This is a genomic window from Prevotella amnii DSM 23384 = JCM 14753, assembly GCF_000378745.1.
Lineage (GTDB): Bacteria > Bacteroidota > Bacteroidia > Bacteroidales > Bacteroidaceae > Prevotella > Prevotella amnii.
This window is the reverse complement of record NZ_KB905269.1, coordinates 39,539-62,327: the sequence shown is the minus strand read 5'-3', so window position 1 is coordinate 62,327 and position 22,789 is coordinate 39,539. Positions and strand designations below refer to the sequence as shown.

The 22,789-nt window shown below is 39.3% G+C and carries 23 protein-coding genes; 5 read left to right on the top strand and 18 right to left on the bottom strand.

Translation table 11 applies throughout. From position 1 onward, the window contains the following. Positions 1-136: 136 nt before the first annotated feature. From F596_RS0102735 to F596_RS0102720, 4 genes are all read right to left on the bottom strand, one after another. Positions 137-1,468, bottom strand: a complete 1,332-nt coding sequence (locus F596_RS0102735; protein WP_019035776.1) for an aspartate kinase — start codon at positions 1,466-1,468, stop codon at positions 137-139. 27 nt (positions 1,469-1,495) lie between these two features. Further along, the gene (locus tag F596_RS0102730) at positions 1,496-2,221 is read right to left on the bottom strand and encodes a cell division ATP-binding protein FtsE (protein WP_008446474.1); all 726 of its coding nucleotides are present in this window, start codon (positions 2,219-2,221) and stop codon (positions 1,496-1,498) included. 326 nt (positions 2,222-2,547) lie between these two features. Beyond that, entirely contained in the window at positions 2,548-3,087 is a 540-nt protein-coding gene (locus F596_RS0102725; RefSeq protein WP_008446523.1) for an FHA domain-containing protein, read from the bottom strand. A gap of 30 nt (positions 3,088-3,117) precedes the next feature. Next, positions 3,118-4,089 (bottom strand): HU domain-containing protein, encoded by a 972-nt coding sequence (locus tag F596_RS0102720; RefSeq protein ID WP_019035775.1) that lies wholly within the window; start codon positions 4,087-4,089, stop codon positions 3,118-3,120. A gap of 145 nt (positions 4,090-4,234) precedes the next feature. Here F596_RS0102720 and rfbC point away from each other — a divergent pair, with 145 nt between their 5' ends. Together rfbC and F596_RS0102710 are read left to right on the top strand one after the other, a co-directional pair. Beyond that, the gene (gene rfbC / locus F596_RS0102715) at positions 4,235-4,789 is read left to right on the top strand and encodes a dTDP-4-dehydrorhamnose 3,5-epimerase (protein ID WP_019035774.1); all 555 of its coding nucleotides are present in this window, start codon (positions 4,235-4,237) and stop codon (positions 4,787-4,789) included. A gap of 44 nt (positions 4,790-4,833) precedes the next feature. Then, positions 4,834-5,619, top strand: a complete 786-nt coding sequence (locus F596_RS0102710) for a DUF4738 domain-containing protein (RefSeq protein ID WP_019035773.1) — start codon at positions 4,834-4,836, stop codon at positions 5,617-5,619. A gap of 28 nt (positions 5,620-5,647) precedes the next feature. Here F596_RS0102710 and mgtE read toward each other — a convergent pair whose 3' ends face one another. After that, entirely contained in the window at positions 5,648-7,030 is a 1,383-nt protein-coding gene (mgtE, locus tag F596_RS0102705; protein WP_019035772.1) for a magnesium transporter, read from the bottom strand. A gap of 322 nt (positions 7,031-7,352) precedes the next feature. Between mgtE and F596_RS0102700 the strand changes: the two genes are divergently transcribed. Next, positions 7,353-8,540 (top strand): GTP-binding protein, encoded by a 1,188-nt coding sequence (locus tag F596_RS0102700; protein WP_019035771.1) that lies wholly within the window; start codon positions 7,353-7,355, stop codon positions 8,538-8,540. A 109-nt stretch (positions 8,541-8,649) separates the two neighbouring features. On the opposite strand, the gene F596_RS0102695 is transcribed toward F596_RS0102700, so the two are convergent. Next, complete coding sequence (locus F596_RS0102695; protein ID WP_019035770.1) at positions 8,650-9,609, bottom strand: glucosaminidase domain-containing protein; 960 nt, start codon at positions 9,607-9,609, stop codon at positions 8,650-8,652. A gap of 113 nt (positions 9,610-9,722) precedes the next feature. Here F596_RS0102695 and F596_RS0102690 point away from each other — a divergent pair, with 113 nt between their 5' ends. Next, positions 9,723-10,067: a 2-amino-4-hydroxy-6-hydroxymethyldihydropteridine diphosphokinase gene (locus tag F596_RS0102690; protein ID WP_019035769.1), complete on the top strand. Its 345-nt coding sequence runs from the start codon at positions 9,723-9,725 to the stop codon at positions 10,065-10,067. Positions 10,068-10,136: 69 nt separating this feature from the next. Here F596_RS0102690 and rplT read toward each other — a convergent pair whose 3' ends face one another. The 12 genes from rplT to F596_RS0102630 all read right to left on the bottom strand — a co-directional run bounded on the left by rplT (position 10,137) and on the right by F596_RS0102630 (position 22,330). Next, positions 10,137-10,481: a 50S ribosomal protein L20 gene (gene rplT, locus F596_RS0102685; protein ID WP_008446596.1), complete on the bottom strand. Its 345-nt coding sequence runs from the start codon at positions 10,479-10,481 to the stop codon at positions 10,137-10,139. 39 nt (positions 10,482-10,520) lie between these two features. Beyond that, positions 10,521-10,718 carry a 50S ribosomal protein L35 gene (gene rpmI / locus F596_RS0102680; RefSeq protein ID WP_008446461.1) on the bottom strand — a complete coding sequence of 66 codons (198 nt, stop codon included), beginning with the start codon at positions 10,716-10,718 and terminating at the stop codon, positions 10,521-10,523. A 117-nt stretch (positions 10,719-10,835) separates the two neighbouring features. Next, complete coding sequence (infC, locus tag F596_RS0102675) at positions 10,836-11,519, bottom strand: translation initiation factor IF-3 (protein WP_019035768.1); 684 nt, start codon at positions 11,517-11,519, stop codon at positions 10,836-10,838. A 284-nt stretch (positions 11,520-11,803) separates the two neighbouring features. Continuing rightward, the gene (gene thrS / locus F596_RS0102670; protein WP_019035767.1) at positions 11,804-13,756 is read right to left on the bottom strand and encodes a threonine--tRNA ligase; all 1,953 of its coding nucleotides are present in this window, start codon (positions 13,754-13,756) and stop codon (positions 11,804-11,806) included. Between the two features lie 150 nt (positions 13,757-13,906). Next, the gene (locus tag F596_RS0102665) at positions 13,907-16,156 is read right to left on the bottom strand and encodes a hypothetical protein (protein WP_019035766.1); all 2,250 of its coding nucleotides are present in this window, start codon (positions 16,154-16,156) and stop codon (positions 13,907-13,909) included. 57 nt (positions 16,157-16,213) lie between these two features. Further along, positions 16,214-16,387, bottom strand: coding sequence for a hypothetical protein (locus tag F596_RS11750; protein ID WP_019035765.1), 174 nt, complete (start codon positions 16,385-16,387; stop codon positions 16,214-16,216). A 271-nt stretch (positions 16,388-16,658) separates the two neighbouring features. Beyond that, positions 16,659-18,353 carry a putative transporter gene (locus F596_RS0102655; RefSeq protein WP_019035764.1) on the bottom strand — a complete coding sequence of 565 codons (1,695 nt, stop codon included), beginning with the start codon at positions 18,351-18,353 and terminating at the stop codon, positions 16,659-16,661. Positions 18,354-18,433: 80 nt separating this feature from the next. Then, positions 18,434-19,597 carry a tRNA 2-thiouridine(34) synthase MnmA gene (gene mnmA, locus F596_RS0102650; RefSeq protein WP_019035763.1) on the bottom strand — a complete coding sequence of 388 codons (1,164 nt, stop codon included), beginning with the start codon at positions 19,595-19,597 and terminating at the stop codon, positions 18,434-18,436. Position 19,598: 1 nt separating this feature from the next. Further along, positions 19,599-20,528, bottom strand: a complete 930-nt coding sequence (locus F596_RS0102645; protein WP_008446493.1) for a YitT family protein — start codon at positions 20,526-20,528, stop codon at positions 19,599-19,601. 374 nt (positions 20,529-20,902) lie between these two features. Continuing rightward, positions 20,903-21,196 carry a helix-turn-helix domain-containing protein gene (locus F596_RS0102640; protein ID WP_008446670.1) on the bottom strand — a complete coding sequence of 98 codons (294 nt, stop codon included), beginning with the start codon at positions 21,194-21,196 and terminating at the stop codon, positions 20,903-20,905. A 1-nt stretch (position 21,197) separates the two neighbouring features. Beyond that, the gene (locus F596_RS0102635; RefSeq protein WP_008446528.1) at positions 21,198-21,542 is read right to left on the bottom strand and encodes a type II toxin-antitoxin system RelE/ParE family toxin; all 345 of its coding nucleotides are present in this window, start codon (positions 21,540-21,542) and stop codon (positions 21,198-21,200) included. A 38-nt stretch (positions 21,543-21,580) separates the two neighbouring features. After that, on the bottom strand, positions 21,581-22,330 hold the full coding sequence (locus F596_RS0102630) for a phosphatase PAP2 family protein (protein WP_024992602.1): 750 nt from the start codon (positions 22,328-22,330) through the stop codon (positions 21,581-21,583). A gap of 261 nt (positions 22,331-22,591) precedes the next feature. On the opposite strand from F596_RS0102630, the gene F596_RS0102625 reads away from it, so the two are divergent. Further along, positions 22,592-22,786 carry a hypothetical protein gene (locus F596_RS0102625; RefSeq protein ID WP_019035760.1) on the top strand — a complete coding sequence of 65 codons (195 nt, stop codon included), beginning with the start codon at positions 22,592-22,594 and terminating at the stop codon, positions 22,784-22,786. Positions 22,787-22,789: the final 3 nt, after the last annotated feature.

Genomic DNA, 22,789 nt, shown 5'->3' with positions numbered 1-22,789 from the left:
CGTTCAAATAACCAAACTCTTATATATACTTAATGACAAGCAAAGGTAAACTTTATTTACACCAACTCTTTCATTATCTTAACACACATTCTTTCTACCACATCAACATCAGCCACAAAGCCCCTGCCTTATCATTTTAGCTTATGCTTGAGGAATAAAACAACTCGTCTGAAAGAGATTGTAAAGCCTTCTTCTTATCTTCCTCCTTAATAAGGAAAGATATATTATAATTGCTTCCGCCATAACTTATCATTCTTACAGGAATGTTTTTTAAAGCTGCTGTGGCTAAAGCCTTAAAGCTAAGATTATTACAATTAAGATCGCCTACCACACAAACTATACACATATCATGATCTAAAGTAACAGTGCCATACTTCTTCAGCTCATCTACTATTTCCGATAGATGAGCATTATTCTCTATTGTCATAGACAAGCCCACTTCACTGGTAGCTAACATATCTATAGGAGTTTGATAGCTTTCAAAGATTTCGAACACTTTACGTAAAAAGCCTGATGCTCCTAACATTCTGCTCGACTTTATCTTAATGGCTATGATATTATCTTTTGCAGCAATGGCTTTTATCTTATCCCTTACCAAAGTGTTATTAATAATAGTTCCTTCAGCCTCTGGCTCCATAGTGTTTTTTAAACGAACAGGGATATTTGCCTGCTTAGCTGGCTGTATACAAGTGGGGTGTAAGATCTTAGCACCAAAGTAAGCAAGCTCTGAGGCTTCCTCAAAATATAGCTGGCGCACAGCATCTGTATGCTCTACCACTCGAGGATCGTTATTATGCATACCGTCTATATCTGTCCATATCTGCACCTCGTCGGCATAAATAGCTGCTCCCACAAGCGACGCAGTATAGTCAGACCCTCCACGTTGTAGATTATCTATTTCGTTATACGCATTCTTACACACAAAGCCCTGTGTTATATAAATCTGCTGACCTTTATGCTTTTCTAATATAGATGTCAGATGTTCCCTGATAAAATGAATGTCAGGCTCATCGTTCTTATCTGTACGCATAAAGTCTAAAGCATTTAAAAGTGTAGCTTCTATGCCCTGCTCCTTAAGATAGTTTACCACCATATTGGTAGAAAGATATTCTCCTTGTGCTACAATAGCCTTTTGCTCAAAAGAGGTAAACAAGTCTTTTGTAAAAGATCGTATATAGTTAAACTCATCTATGATAAGCTCTTTAGTCTTCGATTTATACTTTTCTGTGGAATAAAGCTCATCAAGATGGTCTATATATTTTCTTTCTAAGCTGTTAATAATTTCATTTGCTGCCTCTGGATTTTTCTTATATAAATAGTCAGCTATCTCTATAAGAGTATTTGTAGTACCACTCATGGCAGAAAGCACTACAAAAGTAGGTTCACCAGATTTAGTTATTAAAGTGGCTACATTTTTCATTCTCTCAGGTGTTCCCACTGAGGTACCACCAAACTTCATTACCTTCATACGCTTCTTCTATTTATACTCGTTCTACTATAAAGGTTTCCCTTCTATTGGTTCCATATCTACATCTGCCTCTACCTTTGCTTTATCTTCTCTTATAAAAGCCCCATCTACACATCTGTATGTAATGCCCGGGAAACGTTCTATAAGCTGAATATTATGAGTAGACATGATTACAGTGGTATTATTCTTACAAGTATCTCGCAAAAGCTGCACTATGTTTTTTGCTGTTTCCGGATCTAAATTGCCTGTAGGCTCATCGGCAATAATTATTTTAGGATTGTTTAAAAGTGCTCTTGCTATGGCTATACGCTGCTGCTCACCACCAGATAGCTCACTGGGCATCTTGTTCTTCTTATCCAACATACCCACTTGAGCAAGCACCTCTTCTATTCGCCTATTTATCTTATCCTTGTCTACCCAGCCTGTAGCACCTAAGACAAACCTAAGATTCTTTGCTACTGTACGATCATGGAGCAACTGGAAATCCTGAAAGATTATGCCCATCTGCTTTCTTAATGCCGGTATATGGCTGCGCTTTATATCGGCTATGTCCACACCTAATACAAATGACTTTTCTACATCTTCATGCCCAAGGTCAAGCTCGCAATATATTGTCTTTAGCAAAGAACTTTTACCTGAGCCTACCTTACCTATAATATAAATAAACTCACCTTCGTTTACTTGTAAATCTACATCTTTAAGGATAAGATGCTCATCTTGATATATATTAACCTTACGATAATCTACTAACATTGCTATCTTTTGTTTCTTTTAAACACAAATATATTCTTTTTGTTATTACCTATATGATTTGCTATTATTAAAAAATTTAGGTATCACATTAAAAGTTCTATATCTGCAAAGATAATAAAAATACTTTTGATGTTCCTATCTTTACTTAAAATAATGATGTTTTAAGTATAAATAAAAAAATGCCTTACCTTACCTTTAAGCTAATAAAACTATATAAAAAGAAAAGTACCAAGCTCAAAGATTACAAAAACTATTGTAAAATAAAATACCTTTCTTTAATGCTAAACATGCTGAATAACACCCATAAAAACACTATAAGCAAACGCTTACTCTGCTTGTCTTTCGGGAGATTGTAATATAACGCTTGTAGCACCAATGGTAAACAAAGTCCCATACTCTATGACACGCTTCTCTCTATCGCCAAGAATATCATTACCAACAAAAGTCCCTGTATAAGAAGGACCATCTTGAAGAACATACTTTAAAGCACCCTGCTTTGTGCGAGATATTGTTATACTGCAATGGGTTAAGTCTACACTTGGGTCTACAGTTTCTATCGGACAATTAATATCGTTACCCTTTTGATAACGTCCTAAAATATTTTTACCCATGTGTAAAGGAATTATCTGCTTATAATGAAAATCATTTTCTATGACAAGAAGAGAGCCACACTCGCTAATATCCTCATCTACACTTGGCTTTTGGGCTTCTTCCTTTTGAGTTTTACGCAGCTTAGATATTCCTATACGAATGCCAAACTCCTTTCCACATTCAGGACATTGGAACACAAGCCGCTGACCTGATGTATATTTTCTTTCATCAAAAGTAATAAAATTGTCGCACTTAGGACACCTTACACGCTTCATAAATATATCTATACGTTATAAAGACTCGTTTTACTTGCCTACCTCTATAACCCAAGCCTCCTTAAAAAACTCATTATCCTTTAAGCTATTAAGCTGCTTAAAAGCCTCTTGCTCTGAAACAAAATTACCATACAGCACCTTAATACTTCCCTTGCCGTCATACACCTTAGCACCTTTAAAACCTGCATCATTAATATCTTTCACAAAGGCTACAGCATTACTCTCTGTTATATGGCTTGCTAAAACCAAAGACCAATAATGATTATTGCTTTGCTTTTTAGCAGTAACACGCACTAAAGGCTTAGATTCTACCACTTGCTCTGGCTTGCTTTGATCAAACAAACTATAAAGAACACCACTCTTTACGGGCTCCTCTGTTATCCTTAACTTATTGTGTAAAGGAAACATAGACATCATAACAACTCCACAAAACACTGCTGCCACGCCAACATTACGCACAGCCTTCAGGCTAACACTTATACGCTTATCCTTAGGATTTTTACAATCCATATAGATAATCTTACTTTTCTTAGACGAAACAACAGCCGTAACTGGCTTATCTTTTACCTGAGACACAGACTTTTCTCTAAGCATAAAGTTATAACCATCTAAAGCATAGTAGAGCGGAGTGAGTATACCACTCTCCAAAGGCTCAAACTCTATCTTATTATTACCTGTCAAGCGCAACTTGCCAAGATCATTTAGCTCTATAACACCATCGGCTTCTAAAGCACTATACATTGCTTGCACCTCTTCTTCTATCTGGCACATAGCCTCAGGAAAGGATATATCATACGCCTCTACAAAGGATTGTGCTAAAAGAGAATCGTTTACCTTTAGCTGTGGATTAAAACCAAGCGTCCTATAAGGAGGCAGGAACAAGCCCTCTTGCTCATCATACCGGGCTGTGATATGATGAGCTACAAAGCCTCCAAGACCCGGAACAATAACACAATCGTTCTCGAGCAAGAGTATTTCTATATGACGTTCTATTCTACTCACGTTTGCAAATTTATATAATTTATTCCAAAAAAACGAACCACTTGTGCTAAATTCTTAAAGAAAAGAATTAATTCTTTCCTATGTATGTGTTTTATAACTATTTATATTTATCTTTGTAGAGAAACTAAAAAACAGATATATAAAAATGGATTTCAAGCAAAGTAATATTAAAGGAGTTTGGCTCATTAAACCAAAAGTATTTAAAGATGACAGAGGATATTTCTTCGAATCGTTTCGCCAAGACGAATTTGATAAAAACATAGGACATCATGTAGAGTTTATACAAGACAATGAGTCGAAATCAGGTTATGGTGTGCTTAGAGGGTTACATTATCAAAAAGGTGAGTTTTCACAAGCTAAACTGGTGCGCATCATAACAGGTAAGGTTATAGATGTAGCTGTAGACCTACGCCGATCTTCTACCACTTACGGAAAGTATGTAGCCGTAGAGCTGTCGGAAGAGAACAAATGTCAGCTTTTTATTCCACGTGGCTTTGCTCATGGCTTCCTCGTATTATCAAAAGAAGCTGTCTTCTCATATAAAGTAGATAACATCTATGCCCCACAAAGCGAAGCAAGCATAAAGTGGAACGATAAGACTATAGGCATAGAATGGCCCATTGACACTAAGGATATAGTATTATCAGAAAAAGATCTTAATAATGCTTTAAGTCTTGAAGAAGCTTATAGCTTTGAATAAAACTATTTACAAGCAAAAATATTCTTCATACTATTAAAACAACTATGCACAAAACTTTTATTTTAATCTTTGCTATTATACTTATATCTTTAGCGGCTTGCAAGAGAAATTCGTCATCTTTTAAAGAGCAAGACTTACAAGCCAAACGATTATTACAAGGTATATGGGTAGACGATGAGGGAACTGCCCCCATGATAATGGTGCTTGGCGATAGTATTTTCTATCCAGACTCTGCCAGCATGCCTGTGAAATTTTGGATAGTAAAAGACAGCCTTTACCTACAAGGAAAACACCTGAACTCATACAAGATAAATAAGCAAACGCCAAATTTATTTACTTTCCTTAATCAAAACGGCGATGAGCTTTCTATGGTAAAAAGCAACGATAAATCTTTTAAAAAAGCCTTCTCGTACCATGTCTACGCAATGAACACCTTTGAAGAAGAAAACATTGACACCACTGCCAACACTGACCAAGGCTATTATCGTAGCTTAATACACACAGAAACAACTACCGACAAAGTCATAAAATCGACATATAACGAAGAGGGCATTGAGGTAGATAATCTCTATTTAGATAATGTAGCTTCTCTGGTTATAAAAAGTAAAAACACTCCTATATATGTACACGACTTTCACAAAGCAGAGTTTGCTGCCTTTATACCTAAAAACTTTATAGACGATTGCATATTACGAAAATTTTATTTCACACATTCTGATAAACGCGCGCTTTATTATGAAGCCGTAATAGGTGTGCCAGATGCTTATACCACATACGTTATAGAGGTACGTATAACACCAGACGGCACCGTAACAAAGCACCTTAAATGACATAGAAAAGATAAAAGCAACTCTCTTCTTACAACAGCTTGCCTGTTAAGAAAACTGCAGCTACTGAAAAATAAATAACAAGCCCCGTAACATCTACTAACGTTGCTACAAACGGAGCAGAAGCTGTTGCAGGATCTAAGCCTATACGCTTAAGCACAAAAGGTATCATAGAGCCGGACAAAGTACCCCACAACACTATAAAAACAAGTGAAAACGCTACACTTATACCTACCCAAACCCAATAGGGACCATAATCGTAAAAACCAGTAAACTGCCATACCAAGATACGTATAAAACCTATTGCACCAAGAATAGCACCAAGCATAAGCCCTGACAATATCTCTTTGCGCATGACATACCACCAGCTTTTAAGATTTAAATCGCCTAAGGCAAGCGAACGGATTATCAAGCTCGCTGCCTGAGAGCCAGAGTTACCACCACTAGAGATTATCAACGGCACGAAAAGAGCTAACACCACAGCCTTTGATATCTCATTATCGTAATATCCCATAGCCGATGCTGTAAGCATCTCACTAAAGAAAAGAATTACAAGCCAGCCTGCTCTTTTCTTTACAAGCTTTAAAAGAGATGTCTTTTTATAAGATAAGTCAAGCCCTTCTATACCACCAAACTTTTGGAAATCTTCAGTATTCTCACGCTCCTGAACATCAAACACGTCATCAACAGTAATTATACCAAGCAATATTCCAGTAGAATCGGTTACAGGTAATGCCGTACGGCCATACTTTGCAAACGACTGCGCAGCATGCTCCTGATCATCAAAAACACTAAGAGAAATGGCATGATGCTTAGCCAAACTATGCATAGGAATGTCAGGATCGGCAAGAAGAAGCTCCTTAATGCGTAGGTCGCTTACCAGTTTCCAGTTGTCATCAACAATATAAATAACATCTAACGTTTCAGAATCTTGCCCAAACTTACGAATATGCTGTAATGCTTCTTCTACGGTAAAGTTTGGCTTTACTGCAACAAAGTCCGTCGTCATCAATCGTCCCACACTGTCTTTAGGATAACCTAAAAGCTGATTAGCTATATTACGCTCCTTGTTTGATAATAACTGGATCAACTTTTGACTTACCTCGCCAGGCAATTCCTCAAACAATGCTGTACGGTCATCAGGGTCAAGGTCGTTAAGCAAGCCTGTAAGTAGCTTAACATTATCAGCCAAAGAATTGATAATATCCTCTTGTTCCTTTATACCAAGATACTTAAAAACATTCTTTGCCTGCTTATGACCTAATAAACGAAAAATGATAATCTGCTCTCTACTATCTATAACAGAGATAAGTTCTGCGATATGAAATGGCTCAAGGTGAAGCAGTTCACGTTTAAGCTCCTGCCAGCTCTTCTCCTTTATGAGTAGCTGCACTATGTTTTTTATTTCTTCCATTATATGAGTATCCTACAAAAACGTTATAGGACACTCCTAAAATACGTATCCTATAATATTAAATTTCTATTCTTTTTACTGCAATTAGGGTACGGGTCTTCTTCCATAATATGTTCTTTGATGTTTACTTCTTGCAAAAGTAATAATAATAATCTAAATTCTTTACAACAACTTTGTTAAAAAACAAACAATAAAAAACAATTATCTTTTTCTCATGAAAAAAGTATATTTATATTAGTTCACTGACTTATATCTGGCACAAAATTTGTACCTTTACACATAACAGGAATTATATAATAAATAAATATTATTTCAATAAAACATGAAAAGAAAGGAAACTCCTGTCCTCCTGCTTACTGGTTACCTTGGAAGTGGAAAGACAACGCTCGTAAACAGAATACTCTCCAATGAGAGAGGTATAAAGTTTGCCGTTATTGTTAACGACATTGGTGAAGTAAATATAGATGCCAACCTCATAGAAAAAGGTGGTATAGTAGACGAAAAAGACGATTCTCTCGTGGCTCTTCAGAATGGTTGCATCTGCTGCACACTGAAGATGGATCTTGTAAAGCAGCTCAACGATATAGTATCACAACATAAATTCGACTACATTGTCATAGAGGCAAGCGGCATTTGTGAGCCTGCTCCTATTGCTCAAACCATAAGCGTATATCCGCAAATGTATCCTGACATGGCAAAGGAAGGCGTTGCCAAAATAGATTCTATCGTTACTGTAGTGGACGCTAAGCGTATGTGCGATGAGTTTTCATCAGGTAATGACCTTATGAAAAAGAATCTTGAAGAAGACGATATAGAAAACTTGCTAATACAACAAATAGAATTTTGTAACACCGTGTTACTAAATAAAGTAGATGAAGTAAACGAAACAGAACTTCTAAAAGTAAAAAACATCATTCATGCACTGCAACCTAAAATAAACATCATAGAATGTAATTATGGCGATGTAGACCTTTCTAATATTATAAATACTAAGGCTTTCGACTTTAACAAGGTAGCTACCTCGCCCTCATGGATAGCTGCCATAGAAGGAGAAGATGACCACGATGAGCATAAAGAAGAAGAACATCACCATCACCACCATCATCATGGATTAGAAAACGAGGAAAGTGGCGAGGCACTGGAATATAACATACAAACCTTTGTTTACTATGCACGACCAGCATTCGACATTAATCTCTTCGACGACTTTGTAGCTCGCAAGTGGCCTAAAGAAATTATACGATGTAAAGGGCTTTGCTATTTCGACTCAGAACCAGACATTTGCTACGTTTTCGAGCAAGCAGGTAAGCAAGTAAACCTGCGCAATGCTGGACAGTGGTATGCCACAATGCCACCTATGCAGCAAAAAGAACTCCTTAAAAACAACCCCAAAATAGCTAAAGACTGGCAAGAGCCTTATGGCGACCGTATGCAAAAGCTCGTCTTTATTGGGCAAAATCTTAACGAAGAAGCTATACGCAAAGAGTTAGATATATGTCTTAAGAAATAAAAATAAAGCTCCCTCCTAAGCTGTAATATACGCTGTAAGAGGGAGCTTTTTTTACCTTTTAATATAAGATAAACATTAGTTTGCTTATAACATATTATCCTTTAACACGTTAATATAACCGCACCTTATCGCCTATACGTAAGCCTTCTTCTGCCAAAGCCTTATTTTTCTTAATCAAACTCTTTAGGCGAATACCATACTTTTGTGATATATCATACAAGCTCTCTGAAGAATGAACCGTATAAAGGAAACCCTTAAAATTCTTTGGAGCCTTCTTCTTTTTCTTCATAAGCCAAATAAACTCACCCACCTGCAACGCATCTCTCATGCCGCGCTCATTATACCGTGCCAACTTATGCTGACTTATGTTAAACTCCTTAGACAACGACTTAAACGTATCTGACGGACGGACAATAACATAATAATTGTCATTATATTTATAGAGTATATGCGCGCCACCGCCGTTTGCCGTCTTCTCCTTACCACACAATGGCACTGTACCCGGATTATAAAGGTCTATACCACCACGCCTTACCATAAAATGGTCATAGTCAGTAGCTCTGTCATACTGATTAAGCCCATAAAGCTCTATAATGCTAATAAGCTGTTTGGCATAAGAAGGATTAGTGGCATAGCCTGCACGCTTCAATCCATAAGCCCAACCACGATAATCGGTACGATCTAAGCCAAACAAGCTGTTATAACGAGGGCGAGTCTTTAAAAAAAGACAATGATCCTCATAGCTATCCCATACCGTATCGTATGCCCTAAAACACTCACTACGAGCATCATCGTCATGATAAACAGTCCTGCCTAACCACCCATGACATTTAATACCAAAATGATTATTACTACGCTGAGCCAAATCGCTTAAGCCTGCACCGCTCTCTAATATGCCTTGAGCTAAAGAAATACTTGCAGGAACACCGTGCTCTAACATTCCTGCTATTGCTATATCCTTATACTTGTTAATATATGTTTGGTAAGCCTGATTCCATTTTAACTGCTGAGAATATGCTGATAAACAGATAAAACTATAAGAAAAAGCTACTAACAATAATCTCTTCATCTAATATAAATATTATTATCACTACAAAATTACAAGAAAAATAATACAATCTTATCAATATTTTTCTTAAAAACTCACAAACATATAAAAACTTATGCTTATCTTTGTCATATATGAAGGTAAAAATATCATTAGGATCTAACTTTAATCAGACAGAAAATATACTTAAGGCACAAAGCTACCTTACTATGTTATTTCCTGACATCTCTTTCTCACAGCCCATCTGGACCTGCCCCATAGGGGTAAAATCGGATAAATATCTCAACTGTATAGGTGAGTTTTATTACCATCAATCTAAAGAAAAACTTATCGCTACACTAAAGAACATAGAACGCCTCATGGGCGATAACCACTCTAAAGACAAAACAAATAAGATTATAATAGATATAGATCTTAACACCTATGGTAAAGAACAGCTAAAACCTATTATATGGCTTAATAAGAAATACCACATATAATGCAAAAAGGTTGCAAACACTTTCGTTTGCAACCTTACATTTACTTTTCTAACGTTTTATAAGCCTTGCTTATTTTACCTTATCAACAATAGCTTTAAAAGCATCTTGATTGTTAATAGCTAAGTCGGCAAGTACCTTACGATTTATTTCAATACCGCTCTTATGAAGAGCACCCATTAACTGGCTGTAGCTCATATCGTAAAGACGAGCAGCAGCGTTAATACGCTGAATCCATAAAGCACGGAAATTACGTTTCTTATTACGACGATCACGATAAGCATAAGTCAAACCCTTTTCATAGGTATTCTTAGCTACCGTCCAAACGTTCTTGCGAGCACCATAGTAACCTTTGGTTTTCTTAAGAATCTTAGTTCTCTTTGCCTTAGAGGCAACATGATTAACTGATCTTGGCATAGTTTTTCTTTCCTTTTAAATGTTTGTTTGACTAAATGATTAACGAAGATTGAGCAAGTCGCGCACCTGCTTCAAGTTTGTCTTGTCTACTATTGTAGTACCAAGAAGGTTTCTCTTCTGCTTCTTTGTTTTCTTAGTCAAAATATGACTATGGAAAGCATGACGACGCTTAATCTTTCCTGAACCGGTGAGCGTGAATCGCTTCTTAGCACCGGAATTTGTCTTTTGCTTTGGCATTTTTTTTAAATTTTAAAAATTAATATTTATTCTTCTATGGTAACGTATATACCAAGACGTTACGCATAGGCGGCCTACCTCTTCTACGCACCACGCGCTTTAAAGCATACTGGCCTTTTACTCTTCTACATTAAGCTTTTTAAGGGCATCGACACCGTTCTTAGCATTAGCAAACAAGCCTCCATGAGACACATTCTCACCCTGCTTTTCTGCCATAGCAAGCTTTGCCTCTGCACCTGCTGTCTCACGATCGCGCTTTTGCTGGCTCTTTTTTACCACGCCTGCCTTCTTTGGTGTTAGATATAAAAACATCTTCTTACCCTCGAGCTTAGGCAGCTGCTCCACCTTTGCTAACTCTTCCAAGTCGTTGGCAAAACGTAGTAACAACACCTCGCCTTGCTCTTTAAAAAGAATGGAACGCCCACGGAAAAACACATACGCACGCACCTTATTGCCTTCTTTTAAGAATCCTTGTGCATGCTTGAGCTTAAACAAGTAATCGTGCTCATCGGTCTGAGGACCAAAACGAATCTCTTTTATATCCTGCTTTACCTGCTTCTGCTTCATCTCTTTCTGATGCTTCTTCTGCTGACAAAGGAACTTAGCATAGTCGATGATACGACAAACTGGTGGCTGGGCATTTGGAGATATCTCCACAAGGTCTACACCTTCTTCTTGAGCTAATTCTAAAGCCTTACGAGTAGGCATTACTTCTGCACCTGCATCACTAACAACACGCACCTCTCTAACGCGAATCTGCTCATTCACGCGGTACTGCATTTTCATTTTGTCATTCTTCATTCAACTATTTTAAATTGTTTATTTCGTTTTGAACGGCTGCAAAGTTACCTACTTTCAACGAATTACCCAAATTTTTTTTATCTAAAATTGCCCTTTCCACATCTAAAGCAGCTCAAAAACTCATCTTTTCCTCGTCTTATAAGCCCTTTTTGCGGCACTATCACCCCACACTTTCTTTCCCACCTTACATTAAAAAGAGGGTAAAAGCCCTGCTTACCTGCCTTTACCCTCTCTCCTTATATATAATAAGCCAGCCTTCTTGCCAGCCTAAACGCTACCATACCTTAGCCGTTAATATCCTTTAGCTGCTCAGCAACCTCTGCCTTTACACGCTCTATAAACGCCTTAACAGGCATTGTAGACTGCTCGCCGCCGCCTTGCTTACGCATAGCTACAAGCCCTTCGGCAGCCTCTTTCTCGCCCACTACCACCATATAAGGAATGCGTTTTAGCTCGTTGTCGCGTATCTTACGACCCACTTTCTCGTTTCTATCATCTATAAGCGCACGAACGTCAGAAGCATCGAGCTGCTGCTTTACCTTACGCGCATAGTCGTTATATTTCTCTGAAACAGGAAGTATAGCTACCTGATCTGGGGTAAGCCACAAAGGGAAATGCCCAGCGGTATGCTCTATAAGCACTGCGGTAAAACGTTCTAACGAGCCGAAGGGGGCGCGGTGTATCATGACAGGGGTTTTCTTTGTATTATCCTCTGCAGTATATTCCAAATGAAAACGTTGTGGAAGATTGTAATCTACCTGAATAGTACCAAGCTGCCAACGACGCCCTATGGCATCTTTCACCATAAAGTCGAGCTTAGGACCATAGAAAGCTGCCTCGCCAAGCTCTACCGTAGCCTTTAAGCCCTTCTCTTTGCAGGCTTGCTTAATGGCTTGTTCGCTCTCATTCCATACCTCATCATCGCCTATATACTTATCTTTATCCTCTGGATCGCGTAAAGATATCTGTGCCTCATAGTTTTCAAAGCCAAAGGTTTTAAACACCTTTAAGATAATATCTATGTTGTTTTCAAACTCTGCCTTAACCTGATCGGGGCGTACAAAGATGTGAGCATCGTCTTGAGTAAAGTTGCGCACACGTGTAAGGCCATGTAGCTCGCCGCTCTTCTCATACCTGAACACTGTACCAAACTCTGCTATACGCAGCGGTAAGTCTTTATAAGAACGTGGTTTATAAGCATATACCTCACAGTGGTGAGGGCAGTTCATAGGTTTTAACATATATTCCTCGTCCTCTTCAGGGGTCTGGATAGGCTGAAAAGCATCTTTACCATAGTGAGCATAATGCCCTGAGGTGATATATAGGTTTTTGCTACCTATGCCCGGAGTGATAACCTCTTGATAATTATAAGGCTTTAACAGCTTACGAAGCATGTCTTGCAAGCGCAAGCGTAGCTGTGTGCCCTTAGGTAACCATATTGGCAAGCCCTTTCCCACACGATCTGAAAACATAAAAAGCTCCATCTCCTTACCTATCTTACGATGATCGCGCTTCTTAGCCTCTTCCAGCATGAGAAGATATTCGTCTAACATCTTCTTCTTAGGGAAGGTAATGCCATAGATACGTGTTAGCTGAGCGTTCTTAGCATCGCCACGCCAAAAAGCTCCGGCAACGCTTGTTAGCTTCACTGCCTTGATAAGCCCTGTAGAAACTAAGTGAGGACCACGACAAAGGTCAGTAAAATTGCCTTGAGAATAGGTAGAGATAGTACCATCTTCCAAGTCTTTTTCTATATGTTCTACCTTATATTCCTGCCCATCGGCTTTAAACTCTTTTATAGCCTCAGCCTTAGATACCTCACGGCGAATGATAGGACTGTTTTTCTTTGCCAGCTCCATCATCTTTGCCTCTATCTTTGGAAAGTCGTTCTCTGATATTGGTGTGCCGTCGGCAGTCTGAACGTCATAGAAGAAACCATTTTCTAAAGCAGGACCAAAGCCGAACTGTATGCCCGGATAAAGCTCTTTTAATGCCTCTGCCAAGAGGTGAGCAGAAGAATGCCAGAAGCTATGCTTACCCTCTTCATCTTCAAAGCGATAAAGAGCTATGGTAGCATCTTCGTTAATAGGCCTGTTAAGCTCTGTTGTTACACCATTTACACCGCAAGATACAACGTTGCGAGCGAGAGCCGGTGATATGCTCTCGGCTATTTGATAACCAGTAACGCCCTGCTCGTATTCACGTACAGAGCCGTCGGGGAATGTGATTTTAACCATACTACAAATTAGTTTTATAAATCAAAGTTAGCGCAAAGTTACTAATATAATAGGTAAAAAAGCAATTATTACCTAACATTTATCGTATAAGAAAAGCACCTACAAGGATTTTTATCCTTATAGGTGCCTTTATGCCTCGTATCTTTAGCCTTAGTAGCTATCGCCATAACCGGCGGGCTTACCTTTCTTTTGATAATCGGGTATAGAATACTTTTCGCCCGTAGCTTTCTTAGTACCCTCTTCATTATACTCGTTACCGTAGTCCTTACCCTTCTCGTTACACATCATAGCTTTCGTGATAGGGAAGATTAACGCTCGTGGTATACCAAATACCTTACGCTGAAAAGTGCCACCATTCCATATACTAAACACTTTTGCCCTGTTTTGTAACCCACCTTCATAAAGACCTAACGTGTAATAAGAGCCCGAGTCTCCAGTACCCGACTTACCAGTTCCCTTAATCTGTCCCTGTGCAGGCACTTTGCGCACAATGTTATACTGCTCGCCATTCTTCCACCACGCCTCCTTAGAAATATCTTCTACCGTAAGCGGAGCATCACCTATCCAGCGGCTTGTAACTATCATCTGGCAGTCTGTTTCCTGAAGGTTTTGCTTGCCGGGTTTAAGGTTTTTCATCTCATACCTATAGGCGCACCTTAGCCTGTTACCATATACAGAGTTCTTTTCAAAGCGTATGGCATATATAAAATTTGTACCTCTTGGGTTATAATAATAGCTTGTAAAGCCTTTTATGTTTCTTTCCGATGTCTTTCCTCTTAAATGCTGATATGCATTGTTATCAGACATATCCCTGTTATCGCATAAAAACAGGCGGTTAGCATCATCTGTATATAATGGTGCATAGAGCGTTACCCACTCTTCGTACCCATAGTCAGGGTCGCTAAAAGAGCCATTATTATCAGTCCACCACACTAAGTCTTCAGGTCTGTTTTTGGGATTAGGGAAAAGAATAGTCATCTCATCGAATGTAGGCAGACGATAGCCCTCAGGATAGAAGTCGGCTTTCTGTGCTTCTTCGTAAGAGAAGAAACGTTCCCAACCTTTTGTGAAAAATGGAGTCCAACGGCTCGCTGTAGTCTTGTCTACCCTGTCGTCTTCCCACCATGTTTGCTTAGCCTTTAAGGCATGAGGTGCCATGCGGTTAAGCATGTTTAAGAACTGAAAGTGTGGATATGGTTCAGGCTTGGCCATAACACCCGTTATTCGTCTTAGCTTTCCCTCGTCATTAACATACGAATACCTGCTCGTGAAAGGACCCTTACCGCCTATCTGCTTAATGATATATCCACCGTTAAGAGCACCTATATCGGTCTCCACTCCTCCCGTCTTATGTGCTGGCATACCCCAGAGATACCAACGATAGAAAGTACCTAACTTGCGATACGTCTTCTCATCATACTTATCTACCTTTAAGCCATTACTAACATCTAAGATAATGCCATACTTGTCAAGGTTTATATTGCCATCAAAATCTTTTTTTAAGAACTTTTCGTTCCTCGGAGGATTATACTGCCACCTCTTGCTAAGAATGTCGTTATCAAACTTACCTCCATCAGCTTTTTGTATAAAGAACACGCCTTCAGGCTCTAAGGCTGTGGTGTTAAAATAAAACTTCTCATCTGTAGACACGTTCCTGTCTACCTTTATTTCCACTTTCAGAAGTACTCCAAGTGGCTTAAAACGAAACTTTAATAAAGGAGTCTTCCTCTGTCCTATCTCTACCTTTTGATAATCGGAAGCTATAGGAAAATCTTTTATATTATCTTCTACGCTCTCACCTTTCAGATCGGCTTTCATAAAGCTTATAACCTCTTTTCTTTCCTTTCCGGCAATCTGCCCTTGAGCATTATACTTGTTAAGCTCTATATTCTTAACCGTGCCACCACTAAAGCCGCACACCTTCCATTTGTCGCCTGTAAGAGTGTTGTGTGCGCCTCCCTTTAGCCATGTTACATTAACATTTCTTGAGCGCGCACCCAGTAATGTTATCTTTTTTGTTTTGTCGTCTACCTTTATTTTCCACTCCAGCTCAAAGCGTCCTAACACAGCATTTTCGCCTTGATCGTTAGTAAGATAACACGTTGCCTTAAAAATATTGGTATTTGCTATCTGACCATTTATATCTAAATTGACCGCTCTTGTCTTTACGCTATGCTGAGAACGCATCTCGCTAACCATAGTTGCCAAATTAGCAGCGTCCTGCTCTGTAAGAAAAGAAGGGTCTACCTCCATGCTTAGCGTTGTTACCTTGGCATGCTCTTCTGCCTTATTGCCTTTTATATCATTATCAGGTACAAGAGGTATCTCTGTACACCCCGAAAGAAATATTACTAAAAAGCTAAAGATAACAAAACCTTTAAAAATGTTAGTCTTATTCATATATACTATTATTTTTTTAGTTACTGTATTTTTTCATCTGTATAACCTGTTCCTTTTTTACTCATCATACTCATCTACGGGTACCTCACCCCCATCTTCCAAATTGTCCATAGTAGCTTCTGTAGAAAATTTCATCATGACAGGCTCTTCCTCCATCAAAATAACTTCGCATACAGGCTTTTCGTATACTTCCTTTTTTTCCTCCATATCCATAATTATAGTATTAAACATATATATATAATATTAAAGCAAAGCGGTGATAAGAAATGTCTTTACAAAAACGTTATCACATCTAAAATGTTTTTGTAAAATAAATTTTATCAAAACTTTTAGAGGTGCAAAGATAGTAAGATTTTTGTGAAAAGAAATTATAAATCGGTTTTTTTTTACACAGGTTTTCTTTCAAAGTGTAACGAGCCTTAATCCGTTACACCACATTACATAAAAAAGCAAGGCAACATCTGCCTTGCTTAACATTTCTTTTACTATTTCTTATAAAGAGCTATCCACCACAAAAGAACAGCACTATGAGCTGTGCGGTAAGAATGCGAAGGAACATTGTTAGCGGATAAACCGTAGAATAGCCTATAGCGGGAGCCTCGCCCACACAAACAGAGTTAGCATAAGCCAAAGCGGGAGGGTCAGTATAAGAACCGGCTATCATGCCCATAATGGTGAAATAATTGAACTTATACCTCTTCCTTGCTATAAACCCTATCAGCAATATAGGAATGATGGTTATTAAAAAGCCCGTATATACATACTTTAACCCATCGCCCTGCACTACAGTATCCCAAAAGCCATGACCTGCCTTTATGCCCACCGAGGCAAGGAAAAGAGCCAAGCCAAACTCGCGTAGCATCATATTAGCCGATGTTGTAGTGTAGGTGATAAGGTGCATACGATGACCAAACCTGCCTATAAGAATGGCTATTATAAGCGGACCACCTGCCAAACCCAGCTTTAAAGGCACAGGCATGTTAGGTATAGCTATAGGCAGACTACCAAAGAGAATGCCCACAAGTATGCCTATGAAGATAGTGGCAAAGTTGGGGTGATTAAGGAGCTTCTCAGAATTGCCCATCATCTCGGACACGCGAGCCACATTCTCCTCACTACCCACTACGGTAAGTCTGTCGCCAATGTTAAAGATATGGCTGCTCGAGGCAAAAAGCTCCATGCCCTGACGGGTGATGCGTGTAATATTAACACCATAGACAGCGTTAAAAGGTATGTTACCCAGCATCTTGCCGTTTATAGACTCTCGCGTGATAACCACCTGCTTACTTATCAGGCGTTGCTTCTGCTCCTCCTCACGCCAGTTAGCCTCTATAGCCGGACCTATAAAAGCCTGAATGGCAGGAGCGTCAGCCTCTGCACACACTACGAGTATCTCGTCGTCCATCTCAAGGTTAGTATTACGTGTAGGCACACTTACTACGCCCTTATGCATGAGGCGGGTACAGACAATATCTCTATTTAAAAACTCTGTTATCTCTTGCAGCGTCCTGCCTGCTATATAAGCATTAGACACCTTTAAGCACATCATGTGAGGCTTATCGTCAGGACTCTCCTGCTCAAGCTCCTTTATCTTTAAGTTTTCTTCATCTATGTTTACACGACAAATAAAGCGTATAGCCAGCGTAGCACCTATAATGCCCATAACGCCAAGCGGATAAGCACAGGCATAACCGGAAGCTATATCAAAGCTCTGACCAGAAGAGAAAACACTGCTCAAAGCCTCCTTTGCTGCTCCAAGACCCGGCGTGTTAGTAACAGCACCGTAAAGAGTGCCCACCATCATGGGGAGGTTATCAGGATTTTTAGTATCGAAGAAGATGTAATAACAGCCGAACATCACCACGATATTAAGCAAGATAATGGCAGCTGCCAAAGCGTTTAGCTTTATGCCACCCTTACCAAAACTCTCGAAAAAGCCCGGACCTACCTGCATACCTATCATAAAGACAAAGAGGATAAGACCAAAGTCTTGCAAAAAGCTAAGTATCCCTATAGGACCCGTAAAACCAATATGCCCAGCAAAAATGCCTACAAAAAGCACAAAGGTAACACCTAAGGAAATGCCGCCTATCTTGATCTTACCTAAGTAAATACCCGCGGCGATAACAATAGAATAGAGCAACACCACGTGCGCTATGCTATCCGTCGTTGTAAATAAATTGATTAACCAGTCCATAATTATATTTTATAAGTGGTGCAAAGATACGATATTTAAAAATAATAACAAGAATAAATATTTTCTTTTTTTTACCTTTTTTAAACAGTTATCTCGCCGCTACCATAACAGCGGTCGTGCTTTTCGTCGTAAATAACGCAAAACTGCCCCGGAGCCACACCATGTATCTTCTGCTGAGAGTGTATAACACCGCTGCCACCCTCTGCCAAAGCCTCCTTGGTAGAGCCCACTTCTAAAAAGCCTTTATGATACTCTGGGGTATGGCGTATCTTAAAGGTTATAGGTATAAGCCTTGTATGGCTTTCTATAGAAAGGTCTTCCTGCAAACCTACACCGTCCTTACCCTCAAAAAGCTCTAACCCCTCAGGCGTAAGCCAGTGTAGCCCTAAGACCTTAAAAGAGCGTTTATAAGCCAGCTCAGGGTCGTAACCATGGCTAACATAAAGAACATTCCTTTCTACGTCCTTGCTCACTACAAACCACGGACCTCCTCCAAGCCCCAAGCCCTTGCGCTGACCTATGGTATGAAACCACAAGCCCTTATGCTCGCCTATCTTCTTACCCGTTTCCTTCTCTATAATATCGCCCTTGCTTTCGCCAAGATAACGGCGAACATACTCATTATAATCTATATTACCCAAAAAGCAGATGCCTTGCGAATCCTTACGCGCAGCGTTTATAAGATGCTCACGTTCGGCGATACGGCGCACCTCGTCCTTAGCATAATGGCCTATCGGGAAGATAGCCTTTTGTAGCTGCCAAGGGTATATCTGAGAAAGGAAATCGGTCTGATCCTTAACAGCATCAGGAGAGGTACATAGCCATTTCTTACCATCTATCCACTTCGTTTGAGCATAATGACCAGTGGCTATAAGGTCGTACTCATGACCTTTCTTCTTATAAAAAGCACCAAACTTGATGAGCCTGTTACACATAACATCAGGGTTTGGCGTAAGCCCCACCCTTACCTTATCCATAGTATACTTGGTAACCTCGCTCCAATACTCCTTATGACAGTCTACCACCTCGAGCTTACAGCCAAACCGCTTGGCTACGGCAGTAGCCATCTCGAGGTCCTCCTCTGAAGTGCAATCCCACTGGTCAGCCTCCTTAGGACCTATCTTGATATAGTAACAGTCTGGGTGTAAGCCTATACGAGCAAGCTCCCATACCACTACCGAACTATCTACACCCCCCGATAGCAACACGGCTATCTTCTTATGTTTTATCTCTTCTATGTCCATTTTAGTCTATATCCTTTATTATCTCAATGCCTGAAGGCTCATGCTGCTTCTTATGCTTCTTAGTCTTCATTCTCTCAAAACCCATACCATAAACGGCGTTTACGGCAGCCTGAGAGACAAAAGCCTTATCGTCTATCTCGTCTATAACACGATATACCGAGCGAGCCTGCGACCTGCTTGCCACTACAAACAGCATGCCCACCTTATCGCGCGTATAAAAACCACGAGCCTCTATTACCGTACAGCCACGCACCACCCTTTGGCCTATGGCCTTGCCTATCTCCTGCCAATGAGAAGAAACAATAAAAAACTGCACCGAACCACGACGACCGTTTATAACATAGTCTACCGTGAAGCTCATCACAAACAACACTATATACCCATAGATAACATGCTCCCAATTGTGCAAGATAAGGTAGCTACACGTTATTATAAGCAAATCGCAACCTAAAATGACCCTGCCCAGCGATATGTCGTGAAACTTTCTTACCATGGCTGCCACCACATCAGACCCTCCCGAACTGGCATTATACAGCAAAGCCACACCCGTACCAAAGCCTAAGAACACACCGCCTATGACACAAGCCAAAAAAGGCTCGTCTAAGAAAAGATTAGCATGAGCTAACACACTTTGGAAAAAAGACGTCATTATAGTAAACACCACCACTGCATAAATAGTGCGCACACTAAACTGCCAGCCCAGCACATATAAGGCAGCAAGCAAAAGACAAGCATTTAACGAAAAGTATATATACTGCACCGGGATATCAAAACCCCAAAAAACTATGGCTGATATACCTGCTATACCACCTATAGGTATCTTGTGAGGAAGCAAAAAAGCACACCAACCAAAGCTACCTATACACATAGAAAGCGCAATAATTACATAATCTGACAGATCTCTGATGATTCCCGTTTTCTTGTTAGCCATTTCTTTATATTTTAATTATAATCTTAAAAGCAAAAATAAACATCTTAAAACGCTTACCCTTAGCAGGAAAGGCAAACACACATAAATAATCATGAGCCTATAGCCTCACCCTTTTATACACGCTGCAAAGATAGAAATTATTTATAGAATATAAGCACAAAGGAGCATTATTCCATTATTAAAATAACATTTCATGCCTAAACACAAACCACACATAACACAACAATACATAAGGCATGAAAAAGAAAAATAGATTATTTTTACTGCATTTTTAATTTATTTTTCCATTAAAAATAAATTAAAAATGCTTTTCCCCGACGTTCTTTTTCCCCACAGAAGCACCTATACTTTTAAGGTAAAAGTAATAGAAAAGATTAGAAAGTTACCTCAATATTAAGTTTTCCACCCAAGCCTCGTTCCACAATATCGAATAATGTTTTCAATGTTATGTTTTCCCCATCATTTTCTACTTTCGATATAAAAGCACGTCTTTTATTTACTCGTTCGGCTAACTGTGCCTGAGTAAGTCGCTGTGTTTCTCGTGCCTCTTTTATCTTAAGCCCAATACGCAATGATGCCAATTCATTTTCTAACTCATTACGCTTAGCAGTACCTATAGAACCATAATACTTGGTTTTAATCTCATCTAAAGTTTGTATATTTTTCATCTTATTTTTCACCTTTTTCTTTATAATACTCATCTTTTAATCTTTCTGCTTTCTGAATCTCTGTTCTTGGTGTTTTTTGCGTTTTCTTTTGAAATCCACTTAACAAAACTACCAACTTGTTACCGTCAAAAAAACAAAAAATCCTAAAAATATTATTAGACAATTGAGCCCTTATTTCAAACAAACCATTTGTACCTTCTATATGTTTCAAATAAATTTTGGGTATTCGCTGTATTTGCTCTATAATATCTAATACCTTAATAATTTTCGTCCGCACTTTCTCTGTCTGCGCCTCAAAAAAGGTATCAAAACCGTCTTTATATGTTACAACTTCCCTATACTTCATACTACAAAGGTAATTTATAAATTACATCTACACAAATATTAGTAACCTATTTTAGCCTTTTTGCTATTCTTTTTGCTGTTTTTATCCTTTAAGATGAGGTCGCTTAAGAAATAGCCTAACTCTACAGATACTATGCCTATGCCTGCTCCCACTAAGACATCGCTCACCCAATGCCTGTTGTTAAGCACCCGGCACACACCCGTTGCAGCTGCTAAAGAATATCCTGCCACGCTATACCAATAGCTTTTAGTTGCGCCATACTCCTTATGCAGTATGGTAGCTGCCATAAAGGCTGTGGCAGTATGCCCGGAGGGGAAAGAGTTTGGCGAGGTATCGTCGGGGCGCATCTCTCTAACGGTATATTTTATACCATTTACCAAAGCTGCCATAATAAGAGCAGACGACACATTGCTCAAAGCAAGACGCTTAAAAGAACTCTTACCCTGCACGCCCGAAAGGTTTAAGCCCCATGTGGCAAGCAAGGGGGCGTACTGTATGTAGTCGTCTACAGTGGTTTTAAAAGAAGGGAAACTCCTGTTACGCATCTCCCGAAAGTCGCGCTTATAGCTCTTTACACAAAGCCCAGTACCCACTAAACCCAAGCCAGCGTAAGAAGAACTATTAAAAAGGCTATTCACACCCTTTTGAGCCTCCACCTTAAAAGCCTGCTCACCACTTTTCACAAACGTGCTATCTGCGCCCTCTACACATAAAGGCAGAAGAGAGAAAAGCACTACTATAAGAAAACTATGCCTACACTTCATAGCCTGCAAAGATACGCTTTTCATGCCAAAAAGCAAAGGCTGACGCCAAGAAAAAGTGGCAAAAAGGGGTGCAAAAATTTTCGTAAAGAAAGTTTTTTTTTTTTTTACAAAAGTTAAAATGTTCTCTCTTCTACCCTTTATTGCATAATTTTGCAATCGTTTTAAGCGGTACACACTTATAACAGGTATCTGCGCGAGATAGTTTTTTTTTACAAGAGAAAGCTACGAGAAGAAAAACACGCAGCTAAAAGAAAATATTTTTAGGACATATATATATAAAGGATAATGAGAAAAAGAAAAGAAGAAAAGAAGCTGCCATACTGTAAGCCCATGGCTTACCTTATAGCCATGCCAGGCTATATGCCACTAATGGCAGGAAGCATTCAGGGAGACATCACAGGTACTACAGACGGTGGCGACATTAGCGGAGAAGTCACTACCGATGACGACAATCTTATAGGTCAGGAAATCGACGATTAAAAG